Origin of the sequence: Achromobacter sp. ACM03 (assembly GCF_014851665.1) — a bacterium.
GTDB classification, from domain to species: domain Bacteria; phylum Pseudomonadota; class Gammaproteobacteria; order Burkholderiales; family Burkholderiaceae_B; genus Achromobacter; species Achromobacter aegrifaciens.
The window spans coordinates 921,841-942,881 of sequence record NZ_JACVAD010000002.1 but is presented as its reverse complement, the minus strand read 5'-3'; the positions used below and the strand labels follow the sequence as shown (position 1 = coordinate 942,881).

Below are 21,041 nucleotides of genomic sequence, written 5' to 3'. Positions count from 1 at the left end.
CATGTCGGACTTCCGCATCACGCCCAACGCGCTCAGCCGCAAGCTGAAGCTGCACCAATTGCAGGTGTTCGAGCGCGTGCTGGCATGCCGTTCGCTGTCGCGCGCCGCCAGCGAGCTGCATCTGACCCAGCCCACCGTCACCAAGGCCATCCACGAACTGGAGTCCTTCTTCGGCGCGTCGTTGTTCGACCGTTCCAACCGCGGCGTGACGCCGACGGAGCTGGCCGTGGTGCTGGGCCGCCGGGTCCAGGCCATGATGGCCGAGATCCGCTACATGGCCGACGACATCGACGCGGTGCTGGGCGGGGCCAGCGGCCATGTGGTGGTGGGTACGCTCATCGCTGCGTCGGCCAAGCTGCTGCCCGAGGCGATTGCGCGCCTGATGACCGCGCACCCCGGCATCCAGGTCAGCGTGCGCGAAGGGCCGACCTCCCAGTTGCTGCCGGCGCTGGCCACGGGCGACCTGGACATCGTGGTGGGCCGCCTGCCCGGCGCCGACATGGCATCGATCTCCGGCGTGGCGGTGGACCATCACAAGCTGTACCGCGAGGAGCTGTGCCTGGTGGCGCGCGCCGCCCATCCCCTGGCCGGCGCGCCGTCCGCACCGCTGGCCGCGCTGACCGATCACATCTGGATCCTGCCCGCCGCCAGCTCGCCGCTGCGCGCTTCGATCGAGCGCAGCTTCCTGGACGCCGGCCTGCGCCTGCCGGCCCGGCATGTCGAATCTCTATCGCTCCTGACCAATATCGGCGTGCTCATGCACAGCGACGCGCTGGCGCTGCTGCCTTACGACGCAGCAGCGCCATTCCTGGCCACGGGCATGCTCGCGCGCCTGCCCACCGACGCCTTCGGCGCATTCGGCGACGTGGGCTACTCGGTGCGCGCGGACCGCCCGCTGACGCCGGCCTGCCAGCGCCTGGTGGACCATCTGAAGCAGATCGCGGCGCAGCGCGCTGAAGCCGTCGGTTGACAGACAGGTCAGGGTTATCCCGCCATAGACAAGCCGCATACCCGGCGGCGTAATTTCTATTGTGCAGGCCCGCAAGGTCCCGCCTAGACTGCGGGCTATGGGGCAGCCCCGGTCCGCCCCCAGACTTCCGGAGATCCGCATGCCTGCCTATGGCCCGCCGTTGAACTTCCAGCGCTGGATAGACGACCACGCGCACCTGCTCAAGCCACCGGTCGGCAACCAGCAGATCTGGCAGGACGCCGACTTCATCGTCACCGTGGTCGGCGGCCCGAACCACCGCACCGACTACCACGACGACCCGCTGGAAGAGTTCTTCTACCAATTGCGCGGCAACGCCTGGCTGTCGCTGTGGGTGGACGGCAAGCCCGAGCGCGTGGATCTGAAGGAAGGCGATATTTTCCTTCTGCCGCCGCACGTGCGGCATTCGCCGCAACGACCCGAGACCGACAGCGCCTGCCTGGTCATCGAACGCCAGCGCCCTGAAGGCCTGCTGGACGGCTTCGAATGGTATTGCCCGCAATGCCGCAGCCTGGTGCACCGCGTGGAGGTACAGCTCAAGAGCATCGTGACCGACCTGCCGCCGCTGTTCCAGGCCTTTTATTCCAGCACCGAGAAACGCACCTGTCCCAGCTGCGGCGAGATCCATCCGGGCAAGGGGCATGCGCCCTCCGCGCAGGCGGCCCCGGCCTAGGGGCGTTTCCTTTTGCCCAATCTTGCGCCACACCGCCACGCGCCCGACCGACTTCTTTTCCTTTGCACATGACCCAGAAAATCGACATGCACGCGCACTTCTTCCCGCCGATCACCCGGCAGGAAGCGGCGGCGCTGGACCCCGTCAACGCGCCCTGGCTGCGGCTGGACGGCGACGGTTCGAGCGGCCAGATCATGGCGGGTGACCGCCCGTTCCGCCCGGTGGACGCCACCTTGTGGGCCCCGGCCCTGCGCCTGGAACAGATGGACCGCAACGGCGTAGACCTGCAGATCCTCTGCGCGACGCCCATCATGTTCGGCTACTCCTATCCGGCCCGGGCCGCCGCCGACTGGGCGGCGCGCATGAACGACCTGGCGCTGGAACACTGCGCCCATGCGCCAGCGCGCCTGAAGGCGCTGGCGCAGGTGCCGCTGCAGGATCTGGAGCTGGCCTGCAAGGAAGCGTCGCGCGCCCGCGCCGCCGGCCACCTGGGTGTGCAGATCGGCAACCACGTCGGCCCGCGCGACCTGGACGACGAGACCCTGGTGCAGTTCCTGATCCACTGCGCCAACGATCACATCCCGGTGCTGGTGCATCCCTGGGACATGATGACCGACGGCCGCATGAAGAAATGGATGTTGCCGTGGCTGGTCTCCATGCCCGCTGAAACCCAGCTGGGCATCCTGTCGCTGATCCTGTCCGGCGCGTTCGAGCGCATCCCGCGCAGCCTGAAGCTCTGTTTCGCGCACGGCGGCGGCAGCTTCGCCTTCCTGCTGGGCCGCGTGGACAATGCCTGGCGCCATCGCGACATCATCCGCCAGGACTGTCCGCAGCTGCCCTCTTCGTACACCGACCGCTTCTACACCGACAGCGCGGTGTTCGACCCGCGCGCGCTGCGCCTGCTGATCGACGTAATGGGCGAAGACCGGGTGCTGCTGGGTTCCGACTACCCCTATCCCCTGGGCGAACAGGAAGTGGGCAAGCTGGTGACCCACGCTGGCCTGCTGCCGGACGTGCAGCAGAAGATTCTGAGCCGCAACACGATGGAGTTCTTCGGCCTGGTCCGCTGACGCTTCCTGCGTAGCGGGACGGCTGCGCTCAGGCCTGGCCGTCCAGCGGTGTGAACGGCGGCAGCGCAAGCCCCAACCTGGCGCTCCATTCGGCCATTTCGGCCTTCAAGGCCGGCGGCACCGGAATCCCCGCGGCCTGGCGCTGCGCCTGCGAGGCCAGTTCGGGATCGCCCGGCATGCATGGCGAACCGGGCTGCGCCACCAGTTCGGCCGCCATGCCCGCCACCACGGCGGCCAACGTCGCGCCGCCCGCGAACCGGGCGGGATCGATGACGATGAAGAACGCCCCGAGTTCGCGTGGACGATCCAGCTGCTCGTACATGGGACCGATGTGCGGTCCATGGGGATTGCCGTTGAGCGGCCCGCACAAGAGTTCGACCATCATCGCCAGGCCGTAGCCCTTGTGGCCGTAGTCGCCGCCCAAGGGCGTCAAGGCGCGGACACGCCGCGCGTCGGTCACGCTACGTCCCTCGGCGTCCAGCGCCACGCCTCCGGGCAGTTCTGCGCCGTCGCGGCGCGCGTTCATGACGCGATTCCATGGGATTGAGGTCGTCGCCATGTCCAGGCACAGCGGCTCGCCATCCTGTCTGGGGAAAGCGAAGGAAATGGGGTTGGTGCCGAAATACGGTTGCCGGCCGCCGAACGGCGCGGCAATGGAATCGGAATGCGTGTAGGCCATGCCAATCAGCCCTTGCCGAGCGGCCGCGCGCGTGTACAGGCCGATGGCTCCGCAATGCGAAGAGTCGCTGACGCCGACGGCGCCCACGCCCGCCTCGCGCGCCAGCGCCATGGCCGTCTCGTTGGCCCGGTGCGCCACCACGATGCCATGGCCCCTGCCGCCATGCACCTGCGCACAAGCCGCCCCGCTCTGCTCGATACGGATTTGTGGCCGCGCCAGGATGGAGCCATGGACGACCCGGTTCAGGTAGTGCGGCAGCCGCGCGATGCCATGCGAGTCAATGCCCCACAGGCTGGTCTGCGCCAGGCTGGATGCCAGGCAGTGGCCGTCGTCTTCATTGAAATCCAGGACCCGCAAGCACGCTTCGCCCCATTCCAGCCAATGCGCCGCGCCCACGCCTTCCGACCTTGCCATGCTGCGCTCCTCTTATGGATGCTGGCGGCGCGCCGCCAGCGGTCAAGCGGCCGGCACGGGCTGCGCCGAGTCTTCCCTGGCCGCGTCCTGCTCCAGGGCCTCCAGCGCGCCCAGCACGCCCAGCGTGCGCAGGCGTTCCAGCTGCAGGGCCAGCGCCTCGACAAAAGCGGGCTTGCTGCCCAGATCGCCGAACACAGGCCGGAATCCCGCCATCACAGTGGCTCGCCGATGCGCTGCCTGGGAGGGGGCCGAAGCCGTTGCGGCCACCTCGGCGCGCGCCAGCAGTTTGGCAAGCGCGCCGGCCAGCGGATCCTGGATGGCATAAGTGTTGCCCTGCTCGTCGTATCCGCGCAGGTAATGCAGCCAGGCGGCTACGGACATGGCCAGTCGGCTGAAATCGTCGCCCCGTTGCTTGCGGTCGCGGATGGCGGCCAGCAGGCGCTGCGGCACCTTCTGCGAACCATCCATCGCGACCTGCCGGGTGAGGTGAGGCAGCGCCGGATTGGACACGCGCGCCAGGAAGCGCTGGCGATACTCATCCAGCCCTGATCCCGGAACGCCGCGCAGCGTGGGCGCAAGCTCCAGCCGCATCATGTCGTCGACATAGCGGCGCAGCGCCGGCGTCGCGGCGGCTTCGCTATTGGTGCGCAGACCCAGCATCGAGCCCAGGTACGCGAACGCGGAATGCGGCGCGTTGACCATGCGCAGCTTCAGGCGTTCGTATGGCGCCGCGTTGCGCACGAAGTTCGCGCCGGCCGCGTCCCAGGCAGGCCTGCCGGCCGCGAACTTGTCCTCGATGACCCAGTTGAGGAAGGGTTCACCCACCACCGGCCAGGCGTCCTCGAATCCCAGGCGCTCTGCCACGCGCGCGCGGTCTTCGTCCTGCGTGCCCGGCACGATGCGGTCCACCATGGAATTCGGAAAAGTGCAGTTGTTGTCGATCCATGCGGTCAGGCCCACGTCGACCCGCAAGGCGAAGGCCAGCACCAGGCTGCGCAGCGTGTCACCGTTGGCGTGCAGGTTGTCGCAGGACAGCAGCGTGACGGGGGGCAAGCTGCGTTCGCGCCGCAGCGCCAGGCCGTACACCAGGATGCCGATGGTGCTGCGCGGCCTGACCGGATGCGCAAGGTCGTGCACGATGTCCGGGTCATCCCAGCGCAGGTGGCCGGTGGACGGTTCGTGGCTGTAGCCCTTCTCGGTGACGGTCAGGCTGACGATGCGCGTCTGGGCGGACGCGATGCGCTCCAGCACCGCCTGGGGATCTTCCTCGGCCACCACGACCCGCAACACCGACCCGACCACCCGCAACTGTTCCCGCAACTGCCCATCCGGGCCGGCGTCGCGCAGCGCCAGGGTGTACAGGCCGTCTTGCGGCGTCAGCGCGTCGCGCGTGGCGGGGCTGCGCAGCGAAACGCCCACGATGCCCCAACTCAGGTCCCCGCTGGCGGCCATGGCCAAGTCCGTCACCACCGCCTGGTGGGCGCGGTGGAAAGCGCCTATGCCCAGATGCACGATGCCGGGCGTGACCCGGCTGCGGTCATAGGCGGGAGATTCCACGTCCTCGGGCAGATGCGCCAGGGACTCCGAATTCAAACGTTCGAGCATGGATTACCAGTGCCATAGTGCGCCATCATGCGCCTGCCGGTTGACCGGCAGGTAGGCGCGTTGGTAGGGATATCTGGCGGCGAGCTTTTCGTCGATGTCGACACCATGGCCCGGCGCGTCGCCAGGGTATAGCATGCCCTGATTGAAGCTGTAAGCATGGGGAAACACTGCGTCCGTTTCGTCCGTGTGCCGCATGTACTCCTGGATGCCGAAATTCGGCACCCACAGGTCGAAATGCAGAGCGGCTCCCATGCAGGCTGGCGACAGGTCGGTGGCGCCATGGCAGCCGGTCCGCACCTGATAGAGCGCGGCCAGGTCGGCAATGCGGCGCAGATGCGTGATGCCGCCCGCATGCACCACCGTGGCGCGGATGTAGTCGATCAGCTGGTTTTCGATCAGGTCCTTGCAGTCCCAGATAGTGTTGAAAACTTCGCCCACGGCCAGCGGCGTGACCGTGTGCTGGCGGATCAGCCGGAAGGCTTCCTGGTTTTCCGCGGGCGTGGCGTCCTCCATCCAGAACAGGCGGTAGGGCTCCAGCGACTTGCCCAGGCGGCCGGCCTCGATGGGCGTGAGCCGGTGATGCACATCGTGCAGCAGATGGGTGTCCCAGCCCACTGCGTCGCGCACCCGCTGGAACAGGCGCGGCGCGTGGTCCAGATACTTTTCCGTGGACCAATCGTGCTCGGACGGCAGGGAGCCGTCGGCGGGTTCGTAGAACATGCGGCCGCGCCCCACGCCATAGACCGAGTTCAGGCCCGGCACCCCGCTTTGCGCGCGGATGGCCAGATAGCCCATCTCGCGGTAACGCAGCACCTCGTCCACGGTTTCGTCGATGTCGCGGCCATTGGCGTGGCCGTAGACCATGACGCCCGAACGGCTCTTGCCGCCCAGCAACTGGTACAGCGGCATGCCTGCGGCCTTGGCCTTGATGTCCCACAAGGCCGTGTCCACGGCGGCGATCGCGGACATGGTGACCGGACCGCGCCGCCAATATGCGCCGCGGTACAGGTACTGCCAGATATCCTCGATCTGCTGCGGATCGCGGCCGATGAGGCAGGGAATCACGTGCTCGGTCAGGTAGGCCGCCACGGCCAGCTCACGGCCATTGAGCGTGGCATCGCCGATACCGTACAGGCCTTCATCGGTTTCGATCTTCAAGGTAACGAAATTGCGGCCGGGACTGCAGACGATGACGCGCGCTTGGGTAATCTTCATGGATGGTCCTGTGGAATGCTGGAAACCCCTGGCCGACGCCGGGCGCCTACATCACCGCGCCCAACTGCCAAGGCACGAACTCGTTCTGGCCGTAGCCATGTTCCTCGCTGCGCGTGCGCCGGCCCGAGGCTGTTTCCAGCATCAGACGGAATATGCGCTCGCCCATGCCGGCCACGCTTTGCGCGCCGTCAACCACTTCGCCGCAATTGATGTCGATGTCGTCGGACTGCCGTTGCCACAGCGCCGTGTTGGTCGACAGCTTCAAGGACGGCGCGGGCGCACAGCCGTAGGCCGAGCCGCGGCCGGTGGTGAAGCAGATCAGGTTGGCGCCGCCCGCGACCTGGCCGGTGGCGGACACCGGGTCGTAGCCCGGCGTATCCATGAACACCAACCCGCGCGCCCTCACCGTTTCGGCATATTCGTACACGTCGGCCAGGCGGGTCGTGCCGCTCTTGGCGATGGCGCCCAGGGATTTCTCCAGGATGGTGGTCAGCCCGCCCGCCTTGTTCCCGGCCGAGGGGTTGTTGTCCATTTCCGCATCGTTGCGGGCGCAGTAGTCCTCCCACCAGCGCAGCCGGGCCAACAGCTTGGCCGCGACTTCGGGCGTGGCGGCGCGCCGGGTCAGCAGGTGCTCGCCGCCATAGATCTCCGGCGTCTCCGACAGGATGGCGCTGCCGCCATGGCGTACCAGCAGGTCCACTGCGGCGCCCAGCGCCGGATTGGCGCTGATGCCCGAATAGCCGTCGGACCCGCCGCATTGCAGGCCCACGGTCAACATGCTTGCAGGCACGGGCTGGCGCTGGACGCGGTCGGCCTGGGCCAGCATGGCGCGCACCAGTTCAATGCCATGCTCCACGGTCTTGCGCGTGCCGCCGGTCTCCTGGATGTTGAAGGTATGCAGCAAGCCGCTCTCGCGCAGCCCCTCCTGCTCCATCAGGCCGCCGATCTGGTTGGTTTCGCAGCCCAGGCCCAGCACCAGCAGGCCCGCGAAATTGGGATGGCGGGCGTAGCCGCCCAGCGTGCGGCGCAAGAGGCGCAGCGGTTCGCCCTCGCTGCCCGTGGCGCAGCCGGCGCCATGCGTCAGCGCCACCACTCCGTCCACGTTGGGATAGGCCGCCAGCGCGTCCGGATGGATATCGCGACGGAAATGGTCGGCGATCGCGCGCGCGGCGGTGGCCGAACAGTTCACGCTGGTGAGGATGCCGATGTAGTTGCGCGTGGCGACGCGGCCGTCGGCGCGCACGATGCCGTCGAACTGCGCGGGCGCGTCGACGTAATCGGTGGCGCGCGCGTCGACGCCCACGGCGTAATCGCGCTCGAAGTCGGAGAACTCCAGGTTGTGCGTGTGGACATGCGCGCCGGGCGCGATGTCGCAGCGCGCGACACCGATGATCTGGTTGTAGCGGCGCACCGGCTCGCCCGCGGCGATGGCGCGCGTTGCCACCTTGTGCCCTGGCGGCACCAGGCCGCGCACGACGACGTCTTCGCCAGCCAGGCGCGTGCCGCCGGCCAGCTGGCGCCTGGCGATCACCACATTGTCCGCCGGGTGGATGCGTATGACGGCGGTATCGGTTTCAGACATGAATGCCTCCTGGCGTTCTCGCGCCGCTAACCGTCGATCAGCGCAGGATCCCAGGCGTGGACGCGCTGCTGCTGTTCGCCCAGGCCGGCAATGCCCAGCCGCATCTCGTCGCCGGCCTTCAGGTACACGGGCGCCGGCTTCTGGCCCATGCCCACGCCCGGCGGCGTGCCGGTGCTGATCAGGTCTCCCGGGTACAGGGTCATGAAGCGGCTGACGTAGGACACCAGTTGCGCCACGCCGAACACCATGGTGCGGGTGCTGCCGTTCTGATAGCGCTTGCCATTGACGTCCAGCCACATGTCCAGCGCCTGCGGGTCGGCGATCTCGTCGGCGGTGACCAGCCACGGGCCGACCGGGCCGAAGGTATCGCAGCCCTTGCCCTTGTCCCAGGTACCGCCGCGCTCGATCTGGTATTCACGCTCGGACACGTCGTTGACCACGCAATAACCGGCCACGTGCTTCATGGCGTCCGCCTCGCTGACGTAGCGGGCCCGCTCGCCGATCACCACGCCCAGCTCGACTTCCCAGTCGGTCTTGACGGATTCCTGCGGCAGCACCACAGGATCGTTGCAGCCGACCACGGCCGAGGTGGGCTTCATGAAGACCACAGGCTCGGCCGGCACCGGCAGGCCCGACTCCGCTGCGTGGTCGGCGTAGTTCAGACCGATGCAGATGAACTTGCCCATGCCGCTCCAGGGTGGAGCCAGGCGGCCCGGGCGATCCACCAGCGGCAGGCTGGCCGGGTCCAGCGCGCGCAGCGGCGCAAGGCCGGCGCGCGTGAGCGTGGCGGCGCCTATGTCCGGCAGGACCGCCGACAGGTCCCGCACCTGCCCGCGGGCGTCCAGCATTCCGGGCTTCTCCGCGCCTTTCGCACCATAGCGCAACAGTTTCATCGCATGTTCCTCATGTGTGTAGTAAATGTTCAGTTCGACCAGCCGCCGTCGATGACCTGGGCGGTGCCGGTGGTGAAGGCGGACTCGTCGCTGGCAAGGTACACCGCCAGCAGGGCGATTTCCTCGGCGCTGCCGATGCGGCCCATGGGCTGGCGGGCGACGAAGGCGGCCTCCACCGCAGCCAGCGTCTGCCCGCCGGCGCTGGCCTGCGCCTCGATGCGCTGGCGCAGCGAAGGCGATTCCACCGTGCCCGGGCAGATGGCGTTGCAGCGTATGCCCTGCCCCACGTAGTCCGCGGCCACGGACTTGGTCAGCCCGATCACCGCTGCCTTGGTGGCGCCGTAGACGCAGCGGTTGGGCGCGCCCTTGATGCTGGACGCCACCGAGGCCATGTTGACGATGGAGCCGCCGCCCCGCGCCAGCATGCCGGGCAGGCAGGCGCGGATCATGCGGTACATGGATTTCACGTTCAGTTCGAACGAGAAGTCCCAGGCCTTTTCGTCGCATTCCAGGATGGTTCCGGCATGCACGAAACCGGCGCCGTTCAACAGCACGTCCACCGGCCCCGCCTCGGCGACCAGCGCGCCGATGGCGGCTGCGTCGGTCACGTCCAGCGTGCGGCGCCGGCATCCCGCCAGCGTCTCCAGCGCCCCGCCGTTGATGTCCAGCGCCAGCACGTCGGCGCCTTCGCGGACGTAGGCCTCGGCCACGGCGCGGCCTATGCCTTGACCAGCAGCGGTGACGATGGCGGTCTTGCCTTGCAGCCTTCCAGTCATGACGTCTTCCTTTTTACTTGGCCATGCCCATGGCGGTGGGCAGCCAGAGTGTGATCTGGGGGATATAGGTAATGGCGATCAACGCCAGGAACAGCGGCACCAGCCACGGCAGGATCGCGACCGTGGTCCGTTCCACCGACAGCTTGGACACGCGCGCCAGCACGAACAGCACCATGCCCATGGGCGGATGCAGCAGGCCGATCATCAGGTTCAGCGTCATGATCAGGCCGAAATGGATCGGGTCGATGCCGAGCTTGAGCACGATGGGCAGCAGGATAGGCACCAGGATGGTGATGGCGGCGATAGTGTCGATGAAGCAGCCCACGATCAGGATCAGGACGTTGGCCATCAGCAGGAACACCCATTTGTTCTGGGTCACACTGAGTATGCCGTCGGTCAGCGCCTGGGCCGCCTGGGTGGTGGTCAGCAACCAGGCGAACACCGAGGCTGCGGTGACGATGAACAGCACCGACGCCGTGGTCTCGATGGTGTCGAAAGTCGCCTTGGCCAAGGTCCGCAAGGTCATGGAGCGATAGCGCACCAGTCCCAGGAACAACGCCCATATCACCGCGGCCACCGCGGCCTCCGTGGGCGTGAACCAGCCCAGCGTCATGCCGCCGATCAGGATGACGGGCGCCATCAGCGCCATCACCGCCGAAAAGTTGTAGCGCCAGTCCAGCGCCAGCAACACGGCAAAGGCGATGCCTGCGGCCAGGTTCGCCGACATGCCGGCCTCGGTCATGAGCCAGATCGCCAGCGGGAACGCCAGCACGATGCCGACTTCCAGCCCGGCGGCGCCCAGGCGCTTCCAGTCGAAGGACACGTCGCCGCCCCAGTTGTTGCGGCGCGCGTAATAGGCCACGGTCAGCATCATCAGCACGGTCAGGACCGCGCCGGGAATCAGGCCGGCCAGGAACAGCGAGCCGATCGACACGTTGGCCATCATGCCGTAGATGACGAAGGGCAGCGACGGCGGAATGATGGGACCCAGCGTGGCCGAGGCGGCCGTCACCCCCACCGCGAACTCGGTCTCGTAGCCGTGGTCCTTCATGGCCTTGATTTCGATGGTGCCCAGGCCCGCGGCGTCGGCAATGGCCGTACCCGACATGCCCGCAAACACCACCGAGCCGATGATGTTCACCTGCCCCAGGCCGCCGCGCATCCAGCCCACCAGCGCCACGGCGAAGTTGTAGATGCGGCCGGTAATGCCGGCGATGTTCATCAGGTTGCCGGCCAGGATGAAGAACGGCACGGCCAGCAGAGGGAAGGACTCCACCCCCGCGATCATGCGCTGTGCAACCACCACGTCGGGCACGCTGCCCGAAATCAGCACGAACAGCAGCGATGCGCCTGCCATGGCCACCGCCACCGGCAGGCCGAAGATCATCAACAGCAGAAAGGTTCCGATCAGTATGCCCATGTCTCGCTTCCGGTTGTCGTTGTCGGATTCCGGGGCCGCCCCGGCTAGTCCTGCGACTCGTAGGCCGCGGGGTTTTCCAGGATGGAGTAGCCCTGGCGCCAATTGCAGATCGACACCTGCACCGAGCGCAGGAACATCAGGACGAATCCCGCCAGCGCCATCCAGTAGACATAGGCCTTGTTCCAGAACAGCGTGGTCATGGGCTCGTCGCCCACCAGCGCGATGTAGCGGTAGGTGAGCCACACCGCATAACCGAAGAACGCCGTGCGCAGCAGGTCGATGATGGTGGCCAGCGTGCGGCCGACGGGGCGCGGCAGGTAGCGGTACAGGAAATCCACCTGGATGTGGCGGCAGGCGCGCACGCACATGGCCGAGCCGATGAACACCACGCCGATCAGGCAATAGACGGCCAGTTCCTCGGTCCAGGCGTAGGAGTCGTTAAGCACATAGCGCGAAAAGAACTGCAGGAAGACCAGCAGCGCCATGGTCCAGAAAATACCCAGGCAGATCCAGTCCTCGGGCTGGTAGCCCGCCAGGCTGACCTCGTGATGATCGGCTTCCTCGAAACTCTGGACGATCTCCTGCGCCGTGGCGGGCGGCTGGTGCCCCGCGGGATGGACAGGGTTGTTGCTGGCGGCCGCCATCACGGCGGCCTTGGCATCGGAATGCATGGCGTTCCCCTTGTGCGGAGTCGGACGGGTCGATGCGGGGCCGCGGGGCGGCCCCGGGCGCGCTTACTTCACGGCCTGAATCCGTTCCCAATCCGATTTTTCGTAGCCGTACTGCTTGAACGGCACTTTCTCCAGCACGGTGTCGCGGAAGTCCTGGACGTTCACCTCCGCCACGTTCAGGCCGCGCTTGCGAAACACCTCGACCATCTTCTTCTCGCTTTCGGCGACCTCGGCGGAAGCCTTCTCGGCCGCCTGCTGCGCCACTTCGGCAAAGATCTTCTTGTCCTCGTCGGACAGGCTCTTCCACAGCTTGCCCGAGATCACCGTGTTCAGGTGATCGACGATATGGCCGGTGAGGATGATGTTCTTCTGCACTTCGTAGAACTTCTTGGCCTCGATGGTGGTGAGCGGGTTCTCCTGCGCCTCCACGGTGCCGTTCTGCAACGCCAGGTAGACCTCGGCGAAGGCGATCGGCGCGGTGTTGGCGCCGCAGGCGCGCGGCATGGCCAGATAGGCGGCCACGTCAGGCACACGGATCTTCAGGCCCTTCATTTCGGAACACTTGGTGAAGGGTCGGTTGGACGTGGTCTGGCGCGTACCGTAGTAGGTGGTGGCGACGATGTGGTTGCCGCTCTTCTCGTCGTAGCCGCGCGTGAGCTCCTTGTAGATATCGCTCTTGGTGTAGGCGATCAGGTGCTCGGGATTGCGGAAGATGTAGGGGTAGTACGTGACGCCGATGCGGGGAAAGCTCTTGGCCGCGAAGCTGGAGCCGGAGATGATCATATCCACCGTGCCCAGGGTCAGGCCCTGGTTGATGTCGTTTTCCTTGCCCAGCTGCGAGGCCGGGTATACGTCGATCTGGTAACGGCCGTTGGTGCGCTTGCCGATTTCCTGCGCCGCCCAGACGGAGGCGGTATGGAAGGGTTCGGATGTTTCGTACACGTGGGCCCACTTGAGCTTGGTTTGCGCCACTACGCTGCCGCTGGCGGCGAGCGCCAGGGCGGCAACCAGCGCCTTGACGGCGTTGCCTAGGTTCATGTCGTCTCCTCGTTGTTTTTTGAATGCCCGGCGTGGCGGCCCATGGTGAGCCGCCAGCGGGGTCACGCTTCAACTACAAGTTGCACCTTGGTACTGCGACTGCGATCCGCCGCCAGCTCGAAGGCCTCGAACGCCTGCGACAACGGCAACTGCGCGCTCATCAGGGGCCGCACGTCCAACTTGCGCGTACGCAGGTAGGACACGGCCCAATCGAACTCCACGCCCGCGCGGAACGCGCCGACGTAGTCGAGCTCCCGCGCCATGATGTTGTTGGCCGGAAACGCAATGCCCTCGGCGGGCAACGTTCCCACTTGCACGATGCGGCCGCCGCGCCGCGTCGCCGTCAGGCAGGTCGCCAGCGCCGCCGGGCTGCCGGCGGCCTCGATGCTGATGTCGGCGATATCGGTCAGATCGGCGGGCGCGAGCTGGTCGCTGCGCACGGCCAGGTCGGCGCCGACCTGGCGCGCCATGTCCAGCGGCCGGTCGGCCACGTCCGCCACGGTCACGTGGGCCGCGCCCGCCAGCCTGGCGGCGAGCACGGTCATGCAACCTATGGTGCCGCCGCCCGTCACCAGCACGCGCTTGCCCATCATGGGACCCGCCCGGTTGACGCCATGCAGGCCGATGGACAGCGGCTCGGCACAGGCGATCTCGCCCAGCGTAACGTCTGCTTCCGGCACCGGCGTGAGTTGGCGTTCGCCCATGACGAAGCGCTCGCGGAACATGCCTTGCACGTGCGGATAGATGCTGGCGCTGCCGAGAAAGCGCATGTTGCGGCAAAGATTGTCGCGGCCGGCGCGGCAGTAATCGCAGCCGCCGCAAGGATGGGAAGGATTGATGGCGACCTTCATGCCCGGCGCCACCGACCGCACGGCATCGCCCGTGCGCAGCACGACGCCCGACGCCTCATGACCGGGGATGAGGGGTTCGCGGATGACGAAGGCCCCCACGCGGCCATGCAGGAAATAGTGCAGGTCGGATCCGCAGATGCCCGCGGCGCCCAGCCTCAGCTCCACCTCGTGCGGCGCCAGCGGCGCGACTTCGTCCGGTTCCAGGCGCAAGTCGCGCGCCCCGTGGATGCGACAGGCCAGCGTCATGGCGACTTGCTCCTTGGCGTTCCGAACATCGGGCATCTGCGTGCGATGCTCATGATTCCGTCTGCTCCCGGCTATCCAAGAGCTGACCGGACGCGTCCGCGCCGGGCCAGCTTGCGGTAAGACGGTCGTGCGAGCAGGCCAGATGGTGGTGCATGGCGGCGCGCGCGCCGCGGTCGTCGCCAGCGCGGATGGCGTCGATCACCTTGCGGTGTTCAGCGATGGCGGCAGCCCAGCTGGACGGATTCTCGAAGTAGTCGCCCAGCTTCACGGACAGCGGATTGTGGCGCTCGTCGAACAGTTCGCTCACCACGCGCACCAGCACGGCGTTGTTCGCCATCTCGGCCACGCGCAGATGGAACAGGCGGTCTCCGCGGATCGGCACGTTGCCGGCCAGCGCCTCGTCTTCCATGGTACCGACGGCTTCGGCCAGCCCATCCACCAGCGCGGGCGTATTGCGCAACGCGGCCTGCGCGGCCAGCTCGCCCTCGATCACCTGGCGGGCCCGTATGGTTTCCAGAGGGCTCTCTGCCGTCAAGCTGGCGCGCGGTCCGCCGGCCAGGCTTTGCACATACACGCCCGAACCCATGCGGACTTCCACCCAGCCTTCGACCTCCAGCGCGATCAGCGCCTCGCGCACCGAAGGGCGGGACACGCCGAGCTTGAGCGCCAGATCGCGCTCGGGCGGCAGACGCGCGCCGACGGGGAACTCGCCCGACTCGATCAGCAGGCGCAGCTGGTCGGCGATCTGGCGATACAGGCGGCGGGGTTCGATGGTCTGAATGGGCATGGACTACGGTGGCGCCAGTCGGAAATTCAGGCCAAAAGGTAAAGTGGCCTTACCAATTGACCAAATCTTGCGCCCGCGCCGGATACGTCACAATTAGGGTTTGCCCAAAGATGCGTGCGATGGCTTCGCGGGCAATGCATATCTGTTAAAAAGCCGCCACACCCAGCCCATTTTCCGCACCCATGTCACAGAATCCGCATCATTCGCCCTACAAAAGCACCGGGGGCCTGCGCCGCATCCTGAATGCGCTGCGCTACTCCCTGCAGGGTCTGCAGGCCGCGATCAAATACGAGGCGGCTTTCCGCCAGGAGCTGGCGCTGGCCGTCCTGATGATCCCGGCCGCATTCTTCCTTGGCCGCACGACGGTTGAAGTGTTTTTCCTGGTGGGCACGGTCATCATGGTGCTGGCGGCGGAGCTGCTGAATTCCGCCATCGAGGCGCTGGCCGACGCGCTTTCCGTCGAATCGCACCCGCTCCTGGGGCGGGCCAAGGACCTGGGCAGCGCCGCCGTGATGCTGCTGCTGATCTTCGCCGGGACAGTCTGGGTAGGCGTGGCCATCAGCCGTTTCGTCATGCATTGACACCGCTAGTCATCTCCCGGGAGATGCGCCGCTATTTATACTGGAAGCCATGATGCCTAGATCGACGCCCGACTCCTCTGAGCGCATTGTCATCGTCGGCGGCGGCGCCGGCGGCCTGGAATTGGCGGCCAAGCTGGGCCGCGTGCATGGCCGGCAGCACATCACGCTGGTCGACAGCCGCCCCTTCCATATCTGGAAGCCCTCGCTGCACGAAGCGGCCGCCGGCACGCTGGACATCCACCAGGAAGGCCTGTCCTACCTGATGCTGGCCCACATGAACGGGTTTTCGTTCGCGCAGGGCCGCCTGGAACACATCGACCGCGAGCAGCGCCGCATCACCGTGGACGCGGTGAACGACGCGCAAGGCCAGGAAGTCCTGCCACGCCGCGAGCTCGCCTACGACACGCTGGTCCTGGCTCTGGGCAGCACGTCCAACTTCTTCAATACGCCCGGCGCGGCCGAACATGCGGTCACGCTGGATTCCACCGAAAACGCGGAGCAGTTCCGCCTGACCATGCTCAAGGCCATGGCCCTGGTGGATCAGGCCAAGGTGCGCAATCCCTCGGCCCGCCTGGATCTGGTGATCGTGGGCGGCGGGGCCACCGGCGTCGAGCTGGCCGTGGAGCTGGTCGAGGCCAGCCACGTGGTCAGCGCCTACGGCCTGCCGAATTTCCGCGCCGAACGCGATCTGGCCATCACCCTGGTGGAAGGCGCCCCGCGCATCCTGTCGGCCCTGCCCGAGAAGATCTCGGTCGCGGCCACCAACCGCCTGACGGAACTGGGCATCCGGGTGGAAGCGTCCTGCCGGGTCTCGGAAGTCACCGCCGACAGCGTCAAGACGGCCGACGGCCGCGAGTTCCCGGCCCAGCTCTGCATGTGGGCGGCAGGCATCCAGGGCCCGGCCCTGCTGGCCGGCCTGGACCTGCCGCTGAACAGGGTGGGCCAGGTGGAGGTGAACGAACGGCTGGAAACCGCCGATCCGCACATCCTGGCGCTGGGCGACTGCTGCGCCGCGCCGTGGCGTGACGGCCGCAGCGTGCCGGCCCGCGCGCAAGCCGCGCACCAGCAGGCCGACTATCTGGCCAAGAAACTCACCGCGCGCCTGCGCCATACGCCCGAGCCCACCACGCCCTATGTCTACGAGGACCATGGCTCGCTGGTGTCGCTGGGCCAGGACGCTGGCGTCGGCAGCCTGATGGGCAAGCTGGCCGGACGAGGACTGTTCGTAAGCGGTACACTGGCACGCCTGATGTACATGAGCCTGCACCTGATGCACCACAAAGCGGTGCTCGGCATCTCGCGTACCGCCTCCCTTGCCCTGGCCCGCCTGCTCATGCGGCGCACGCGCCCGCGGGTCAAACTGCACTGAACTCCCATGAATTTCCTGCAAAAACTCGAACACGCCTGGACCACCAGCAACTCGCTCCTGCAAGTCGGGCTGGATCCCGACCCGCAGCGCTTCCCCCGCGAACTGCAGGACAAGCCCGACGCCATCTTCCAGTTCTGCCGCGACATCGTGGACGCCACCGCGCCCTATGCCTGCAGCTTCAAGCCGCAGATCGCCTACTTCGCCGCCCATCGCGCCGAAGACCAGCTGGAAGCGCTGTGCCAGCACATCCGCGAAAAACACCCTGATCTGCCCATCGTGCTGGACGCCAAGCGCGGCGACATCGGCTCCACCGCCGAGAACTACGCCCGCGAAGCCTACGAACGCTACCAGGCGCACGCGCTGACGGTCAGCCCCTACATGGGCCTGGACTCGGTCGAGCCCTATCTGGCGTGGCGCGACCGCGGCGTGATCGTGCTGTGCCGCACCTCCAACCCCGGCGGTTCGGACCTGCAATTCCTGAAGATGGACAATGGCGAGCCGCTGTACCTGCACGTCGCGGGCCTGGTCGCCGACAAGTGGAACGCCAATGGCCAGTGCGGCCTGGTGGTGGGCGCGACCTTCCCGAATGAGCTGGCCGCGGTGCGCGCACGCATCGGCGACGCGGTGCCCCTGCTGGTGCCAGGTATCGGCGCCCAGGGCGGCGACATCACCGCCACCGTGAACGCCGGCGCCAACGCGGCCCGCAGCGGCATGATGATCAACTCGTCCCGCGCCATCATCTACGCCAGCGGCGGCGACGACTGGCGCGAGGCCGCCGGCACGGCGGCCAAGGGCCTGCGCGACGCGATCAACGCAGTGCGCTGATCCGGGGCATGGGGGCCGGCAGCCCCCTGCCGCGCAATCCGTTTCTCAGCGCCGGTTGACCGGCGCGCCCAACAATTCCAGCAACCCGCGCAGCGCGTAGTCCACCGCCGCCTGGCGCACCTGCGCACGGTCGCCGGGGAACACGTGCGTGACGGCGCGACTGCTGATGCCTTCGCCCGAACGCTGCGCAAAGCCGAAGCACACCATGCCCACCGGCTTGCCCGGCGTCGCGCCGCCCGGCCCGGCGATGCCGGTCGTGGACACCGCCACATGCGCGGCGGGAGACGCCAGCAGCACGCCGTTGGCCATCTCCAGCGCCACCGGTTCGCTGACGGCGCCGAAGTGGTGCAAGGCGTCGGGCGATACGTCCAGTTCAGCAACCTTGGCCTCGTTGCTGTAGGTCACGAAGCCGCGCTCGAACCAGTCGCTGGAACCGGCCACCGCCGTCATCGCGCCGGCCAGGAGGCCTCCGGTGCAGGATTCGGCCGTGCCCAGCATCCAGCCCTTGCGCCGCAGCGTTTCGCCCAGCCGTTCAACCAGCGCCAGCGAAGTGGCTTGCGCCAGTTGTTCGGCCGACAGATTGGGCCGGGTGCTTTCTTGTTGTCCGCTCATCCCAAGACTCCTGTGCGCACGACCAGCGCCATGACCAGCAGGGCGTATCCGGCCGCCACGATATCGTCCCACATCACGCCGAAACCGCCTTTGATATGGGCGTCAAAGAACTTGATGGGAGGCGGCTTGACGATGTCGAACGTGCGGAACAGCACGAACGCCAGCGCCTGCGGCAACCAGCCCGCGGGCGTCAGCCAGAGCACCAGCCAGAACGCCACCATCTCGTCCCAGACCATTCCGACATGATCCGACTGCTGGAGTTCACGCCCGACGCGATGGCAGGCCCAGCAGCCATACAAAAAAGCCAGCGCCAGGAATGCACCGATCGCCCAATCCGAGGCTGCGGGCGCGGCGGCGACCCAGATCGCCCAGGCCAGCAGCGTGCCCCAGGTACCGGAGGCCGGCCGGATCAGGCCGCTGCCAAAGCCAAAGGCGATGAGCCGGCCCGGATCGCGGCAGACCCAGGACAGCGGCGGGTATGCGGTCCGGGCTCGGTCGCGCATGGAGGTGGGACGGTTGTCGGTCGACGGCATGGGTATGCGGGTTGGGACGCGGCGGATCAGGCCGCGGGAAAGTGATCGAAACCGGCCGGCAGCTCGGTCAGGGGCTGGCCCTGGCCGTCCAGCACGGACAGGCCCGGCTGCGCCTGGATCTGCCCCACGCGGGTCACGCGCGCGCCGGCCGCAGCCGCCGCCGCAAGCACGGCCTCGCGTCGGGAGGCGGGCGCGGTGAAGCATAGCTGGTAGACGTCGCCGCCGCCCAGCACCGCGCGGCGCAGCGGCGCTTCTTGCAAGCCAGCCAGGGCGGGCGACACGGGCATCGCGGCGTAATGCAGCATGGCGCCCACGCTGCTGGCAGCCAGGATATGACCCAGGTCCTGCAGCAGTCCGTCGGAAATGTCGATGGCGGCATGGGCGATGCCGCGCAAGGCCAGGCCCAGCGCGACCTGAGGCTCCGGCCATTCCAGCGCGCCGCGCGTCGCCGCCAGCAGCGCCGCGTCAGAGGGGTATTGCCCGTCCAGCAGGCGGTAGGCCACGTCGGCCGCCCCCAGCTCGCCGGACACCCAGATGTCGTCGCCAGCCCGGGCGCCATCGCGGCGCAAGGCCTGCCCGGCCGGCACGGCGCCGAACACAGTGACGCTGATGGCAAGGTCATGCGCGCTGCGCGTCGTATCGCCGCCGATCAGCGGGCAACCGTGAGCCGCAGCCAGCGCATGGAAGCCTGCGGCAAAAGCCGCAAGCCAGGGCTCGTCCAGCCGCGGCAAGGCCAGGCCCAGCACGCAGCCGATGGGGCGTGCGCCCATTGCAGCAAGGTCGGAAAGGTTCACCGCCAGGGCCTTATGCCCCAGCGCTTGCGGATCCACATCGGGAAAGAAATGGCGGCCTTCCAGCAGCAGGTCCGTGCTGGTGGCCACCTGTTCGCCGGGCGGGACCGGGAACAGGGCGCAATCATCGCCCACGCCCAGCAGGCCGGCAGGGGCCGCGCGGGTGAAATAGCGCGCGATCAGATCAAATTCGGACGCCAAGGCAACTCCGCAGTCCGGCACGGCAGGCCGGCATTGAAACCTACGGGGGCTTGCCGCCCCCACAAATCATGCGGCGCCCCGCACAACCAGGAAGAAACCCCAACCCACTCCTCACGCGGCAAGAAACAGGTGCCCCCCAAATCCGGGCCGCGCGGATCCGGCTCTGCCGGTCCGCAGCGGCGCCCCCCTGGGGGGGAAGCGCGCAGCGCTTCGGGGGGGAGAGGAAGCTACCTCTTGTTGACTTCGTGGGCGCGGACGTCGGCCGCCAGCTTGTCGAGCACGCCGTTGACGAACTTGAAGCCGTCGGTGCCGCCGAACGACTTGGCCAGTTCGACGGCTTCATTGATGGCGACCTTGTACGGCACTTCGACGTGATGAATCAGTTCGAAGCTGCCGATCAGCAGGATGCCATGCTCGACAGGCGACAGTTCGGCCAGCGGACGGTCGACGTAGGGCGTGAAACGCTCACGCAGCGCTGGCGCTTCGCGCAGCACGCCATGCAGCAAGGTCTTGAACCACTGCGCGTCGGCCTCGGAAAAATCCTCGGTGTCGCGCAGATGGGCGTCGATCTCGCCGGCGTCCTGCGTGCCTTCGCCGCCGCGCAGCAGCCACGCGTACACGCCCTGCAGGGCGAATTCGCGTGCGCGGCGGCGCGCGCTGCGCGCGTTGGCGCGGGCCTGCGCCGCGCTATCAGCGCTGGTCGTCGTCTTCTTCGTCGTCAAAATCTTCGTCCTCGTCTTCGTCGTCTTCGTCTTCTTCCTCGGGTTCCAGGGCCGCCACCAGGTTGGCCATTTCAACGGCCACCTGGGCGCAATCGCGGCCCTTGCCGGCCGCGCGCGCCTGCGCCTGCTCGTCGGTGTCGACGGTCAGCACGCCGTTGGCGACGGGGATGCCGGTTTCCAGGGAAATACGGGTGATTGCAGTGGCCATTTCATTGCTGACCACTTCAAAGTGATAGGTCTCGCCGCGGATGACCGCGCCCAGCGCGATCAGGGCGTCGAATTCAAACGTTTCGGCCATATGGGACAGGGCCACGCCCAGTTCCAGGGCGCCGGGAACGGTGGCGACCATCACGTCGCGCTCGTCCACGCCCAGTTCGGCCAGTTCCTTCAGGCACGCTTCGAGTTCGGCCTGGCCGATTTCTTCATTGAAGCGGGCGCGTACGATGCCGATGTGCAGCCCTTCGCCGTTCAGGTCGGGGGTAAGGATGTAAGGGTTCAT

22 protein-coding genes are annotated in these 21,041 nt (G+C 67.4%); 6 read left to right on the top strand and 16 right to left on the bottom strand.

The annotated features are described in order from the left end of the window. Window position 1 precedes the first annotated feature (1 nt). From IB257_RS12505 to IB257_RS12495, 3 genes are all read left to right on the top strand, one after another. A complete protein-coding gene (locus tag IB257_RS12505; RefSeq protein WP_054451910.1) occupies window positions 2-970 on the top strand; it encodes a LysR substrate-binding domain-containing protein in 969 nt (322 codons plus the stop codon). Between the two features lie 139 nt (window positions 971-1,109). Next, a complete protein-coding gene (locus tag IB257_RS12500; RefSeq protein ID WP_119452003.1) occupies window positions 1,110-1,661 on the top strand; it encodes a 3-hydroxyanthranilate 3,4-dioxygenase in 552 nt (183 codons plus the stop codon). A 68-nt stretch (window positions 1,662-1,729) separates the two neighbouring features. Then, window positions 1,730-2,731, top strand: a complete 1,002-nt coding sequence (locus tag IB257_RS12495; RefSeq protein ID WP_119452002.1) for an amidohydrolase family protein — start codon at window positions 1,730-1,732, stop codon at window positions 2,729-2,731. 28 nt (window positions 2,732-2,759) lie between these two features. On the opposite strand, the gene IB257_RS12490 is transcribed toward IB257_RS12495, so the two are convergent. From IB257_RS12490 to IB257_RS12440, 11 genes are all read right to left on the bottom strand, one after another. Further along, window positions 2,760-3,824, bottom strand: coding sequence for an Ldh family oxidoreductase (locus tag IB257_RS12490; RefSeq protein WP_192353926.1), 1,065 nt, complete (start codon window positions 3,822-3,824; stop codon window positions 2,760-2,762). A gap of 42 nt (window positions 3,825-3,866) precedes the next feature. Further along, window positions 3,867-5,429, bottom strand: a complete 1,563-nt coding sequence (locus IB257_RS12485; RefSeq protein ID WP_192329332.1) for a mannitol dehydrogenase family protein — start codon at window positions 5,427-5,429, stop codon at window positions 3,867-3,869. 3 nt (window positions 5,430-5,432) lie between these two features. Then, window positions 5,433-6,644, bottom strand: a complete 1,212-nt coding sequence (gene manD / locus IB257_RS12480) for a D-mannonate dehydratase ManD (protein ID WP_088142648.1) — start codon at window positions 6,642-6,644, stop codon at window positions 5,433-5,435. A gap of 46 nt (window positions 6,645-6,690) precedes the next feature. Beyond that, window positions 6,691-8,226 carry a UxaA family hydrolase gene (locus IB257_RS12475; RefSeq protein ID WP_119451998.1) on the bottom strand — a complete coding sequence of 512 codons (1,536 nt, stop codon included), beginning with the start codon at window positions 8,224-8,226 and terminating at the stop codon, window positions 6,691-6,693. A 26-nt stretch (window positions 8,227-8,252) separates the two neighbouring features. Further along, entirely contained in the window at window positions 8,253-9,119 is an 867-nt protein-coding gene (locus tag IB257_RS12470) for a fumarylacetoacetate hydrolase family protein (RefSeq protein WP_192353924.1), read from the bottom strand. 29 nt (window positions 9,120-9,148) lie between these two features. Beyond that, complete coding sequence (locus IB257_RS12465; RefSeq protein ID WP_192353923.1) at window positions 9,149-9,895, bottom strand: SDR family oxidoreductase; 747 nt, start codon at window positions 9,893-9,895, stop codon at window positions 9,149-9,151. 13 nt (window positions 9,896-9,908) lie between these two features. Next, window positions 9,909-11,315 carry a TRAP transporter large permease gene (locus IB257_RS12460; RefSeq protein ID WP_125472474.1) on the bottom strand — a complete coding sequence of 469 codons (1,407 nt, stop codon included), beginning with the start codon at window positions 11,313-11,315 and terminating at the stop codon, window positions 9,909-9,911. A 44-nt stretch (window positions 11,316-11,359) separates the two neighbouring features. After that, window positions 11,360-11,986 (bottom strand): TRAP transporter small permease, encoded by a 627-nt coding sequence (locus IB257_RS12455; protein ID WP_119451997.1) that lies wholly within the window; start codon window positions 11,984-11,986, stop codon window positions 11,360-11,362. Between the two features lie 63 nt (window positions 11,987-12,049). Continuing rightward, window positions 12,050-13,024 carry a sialic acid TRAP transporter substrate-binding protein SiaP gene (locus IB257_RS12450; protein WP_054451920.1) on the bottom strand — a complete coding sequence of 325 codons (975 nt, stop codon included), beginning with the start codon at window positions 13,022-13,024 and terminating at the stop codon, window positions 12,050-12,052. Between the two features lie 62 nt (window positions 13,025-13,086). Then, window positions 13,087-14,157, bottom strand: coding sequence for an L-idonate 5-dehydrogenase (locus IB257_RS12445; RefSeq protein ID WP_370540105.1), 1,071 nt, complete (start codon window positions 14,155-14,157; stop codon window positions 13,087-13,089). A 13-nt stretch (window positions 14,158-14,170) separates the two neighbouring features. Beyond that, window positions 14,171-14,908: a FadR/GntR family transcriptional regulator gene (locus IB257_RS12440; protein WP_175160383.1), complete on the bottom strand. Its 738-nt coding sequence runs from the start codon at window positions 14,906-14,908 to the stop codon at window positions 14,171-14,173. A gap of 182 nt (window positions 14,909-15,090) precedes the next feature. Between IB257_RS12440 and IB257_RS12435 the strand changes: the two genes are divergently transcribed. From IB257_RS12435 to pyrF, 3 genes are read left to right on the top strand one after another with little or no spacing between them, the layout of a single operon-like run. Beyond that, window positions 15,091-15,489, top strand: a complete 399-nt coding sequence (locus tag IB257_RS12435; protein ID WP_054451923.1) for a diacylglycerol kinase — start codon at window positions 15,091-15,093, stop codon at window positions 15,487-15,489. A 49-nt stretch (window positions 15,490-15,538) separates the two neighbouring features. Continuing rightward, on the top strand, window positions 15,539-16,858 hold the full coding sequence (locus IB257_RS12430; RefSeq protein WP_054451924.1) for an NAD(P)/FAD-dependent oxidoreductase: 1,320 nt from the start codon (window positions 15,539-15,541) through the stop codon (window positions 16,856-16,858). Window positions 16,859-16,864: 6 nt separating this feature from the next. Next, the gene (gene pyrF, locus IB257_RS12425; protein WP_054451925.1) at window positions 16,865-17,683 is read left to right on the top strand and encodes an orotidine-5'-phosphate decarboxylase; all 819 of its coding nucleotides are present in this window, start codon (window positions 16,865-16,867) and stop codon (window positions 17,681-17,683) included. 45 nt (window positions 17,684-17,728) lie between these two features. Here pyrF and IB257_RS12420 read toward each other — a convergent pair whose 3' ends face one another. From IB257_RS12420 to ribH, 5 genes are all read right to left on the bottom strand, one after another. Further along, window positions 17,729-18,295: a CinA family protein gene (locus IB257_RS12420; protein WP_054451926.1), complete on the bottom strand. Its 567-nt coding sequence runs from the start codon at window positions 18,293-18,295 to the stop codon at window positions 17,729-17,731. Continuing rightward, on the bottom strand, window positions 18,292-18,798 hold the full coding sequence (locus IB257_RS12415) for a phosphatidylglycerophosphatase A (protein WP_054452311.1): 507 nt from the start codon (window positions 18,796-18,798) through the stop codon (window positions 18,292-18,294). The genes IB257_RS12420 and IB257_RS12415 overlap by 4 nt, the downstream gene beginning before the upstream one ends. 56 nt (window positions 18,799-18,854) lie before the next feature. After that, window positions 18,855-19,820, bottom strand: coding sequence for a thiamine-phosphate kinase (thiL, locus tag IB257_RS12410; protein ID WP_175212593.1), 966 nt, complete (start codon window positions 19,818-19,820; stop codon window positions 18,855-18,857). Window positions 19,821-20,047: 227 nt separating this feature from the next. Continuing rightward, window positions 20,048-20,542: a transcription antitermination factor NusB gene (nusB, locus tag IB257_RS12405; RefSeq protein ID WP_054451928.1), complete on the bottom strand. Its 495-nt coding sequence runs from the start codon at window positions 20,540-20,542 to the stop codon at window positions 20,048-20,050. Beyond that, a complete protein-coding gene (gene ribH / locus IB257_RS12400) occupies window positions 20,511-21,041 on the bottom strand; it encodes a 6,7-dimethyl-8-ribityllumazine synthase (RefSeq protein ID WP_006391339.1) in 531 nt (176 codons plus the stop codon). The genes nusB and ribH overlap by 32 nt, the downstream gene beginning before the upstream one ends.